The sequence below is a fragment of the Kineococcus glutinatus genome (genome assembly GCF_039542765.1).
Classification (GTDB): Bacteria; Actinomycetota; Actinomycetes; order Actinomycetales; family Kineococcaceae; genus Kineococcus_A; species Kineococcus_A glutinatus.
Genome location: NZ_BAABIL010000615.1, coordinates 1 through 1,665, shown reverse-complemented (window position 1 = coordinate 1,665; position 1,665 = coordinate 1). Strand labels below are relative to the sequence as shown.

Annotated in this window: 2 protein-coding genes; one reads left to right on the top strand and one right to left on the bottom strand. The window is 78.3% G+C overall.

Annotated elements, in window-relative coordinates; all coding sequences use genetic code 11:
* Positions 1-34: 34 nt before the first annotated feature.
* Complete coding sequence (locus tag ABEB16_RS19030) at positions 35-715, bottom strand: TetR/AcrR family transcriptional regulator C-terminal domain-containing protein (RefSeq protein WP_345713780.1); 681 nt, start codon at positions 713-715, stop codon at positions 35-37.
* Between the two features lie 80 nt (positions 716-795).
* Between ABEB16_RS19030 and ABEB16_RS19025 the strand changes: the two genes are divergently transcribed.
* Positions 796-1,665, top strand: an 870-nt coding sequence (locus tag ABEB16_RS19025) for an alpha/beta fold hydrolase (RefSeq protein ID WP_345713779.1), incomplete at its 3' end; no start/stop codon positions are given.

Genomic DNA, 1,665 nt, shown 5'->3' with positions numbered 1-1,665 from the left:
CCCCCGCGCGGAGCCGCGCCGAGCTCCCCGGGCCTCAGGCGCCCAGCAGGCCGCCGAGGACGCGCAGCACGAGGTCGTCGAACGCGGACTCCGGGTCCGCCGCTCCCGGCGCCGCCTGCGCCGCCAGCGCCGCCAGGTGCGGGTGCCGGCCCGCGGCGACGGCGTGCGCGAAGGACACCAGCTGCTTGCGCCGCTCGGCGGCCGGCAGCGCGACCTCGTTCTGCACGTGGGCGGCGACGAGGGCGGTGAGCACGGCGAACGCCTCGAGCTTGGCGCTGCCCGACGCGGGCACCGGGGCCAGGCACGACACGACGTGCTCCAGCAGGTCCATCCCGTGCGGCCCGAGCGCCGGGCGCACGAGGGTGAGCTGGGCCAGCCACGGGTGGCGCCGCAGCAGGGCGCGCTGCTGGCGGGCCACGTCGAGCAGGTCGCGGCGCCAGTCCGCGGTGGGCGGCTGCAGCTCGTAGCCGGCGGCCACGGCATCGGTCATGAGGTCCAGCACGTCCTCGCGGGAGAGCACGTAGCGGTAGAGGGACGCCGCCCCGGTGCCGAGGGCGGCCGCGACCCGGCGCATGGTGACGGCGTCCAGCCCGTCGGCGTCGGCCACCGCCACCGCCGCGGCGGTGATCTGCGCCCTGCTCAGCTCGCCGGGGCGCCCGGTCGGCGCCTGCTCCGGGCGCAGCCAGACCGGGTCCTCGCGTCGTCCTGCGACCACCGCACCTCCTCGCTCGCGAACACCGTACTCGAAGGGGTACGGTCCTTGGTGCGAACACCGTTCTCGAAGGAGGCGCTGTGATGACGCGGTACGCCCGCAACGGTGACGTCTCGATCGCCTGGTCCGAGCCCGTCGGCCGCGGCGACCCGCTCCTGCTCTGCATGGGCCTCGGCGTCTCGAGGTCCTGGTGGCCCGACGGCCTCGTCGCCGCCCTCGCGGCGCGGGGCTTCGCGGTGGCGTCCTTCGACCTGCGGGACGCGGGGGAGTCCACCCGCTTCCCGGACGTCTCGGGGCGCGACCCGTTCACCGCCCTGGTCCGGCCCAGGGCGGCCTACGCGGCCGAGGACCTCACCGACGACGCCGTCGCCGTGCTGGACGCCCTGGGCTGGCCCGCCGCGCACCTGCTCGGGCACTCCATGGGCGGGGTGATCGCCCAGCGCGCCGCCCTGCGCCACCCGTCGCGGGTGCTGAGCGTCACCTCGTCGGCCGCCCTGCCCAGCGACGCGCAGGGCGTGCGCGCCCTGCGGCACGTGCGCCCCGGCTTCCTCGCCCGCCTCGCGCGCACCCGCTTCCCCGACGGCCCCGGTGCCGACGTCGCGGCCGCCCTGCTGCTGGCCCGGGCGCTGGCCGGGCCGGGGCACCCCCTCGACGAGGACGCCGTGCGCACCCGGGTCGAGCGGAACCTCGCCGCCGGCGTGCCGAGCGGTGTGCGCGACACCGCCGCGCAGAGCCGGCAGACCGCCGCCCGCTGGTCGGGCCCGCGCCTGCGGGAGCTGCGGGTGCCGCTGCTCGTGCTGCACGGCACCCACGACCCGCTGGTGCGCGTCTCCGTCGCGCTGGCCACCGCCGCCGCCGTGCCCGGCGCGCTGCTGGACCTGGTGCCCGGTGTGGGCCACGACCTGCCCGAGCCGGTGTGGCCGCGCGTCGCGGACCTGGTGCGCGAGGTCGCC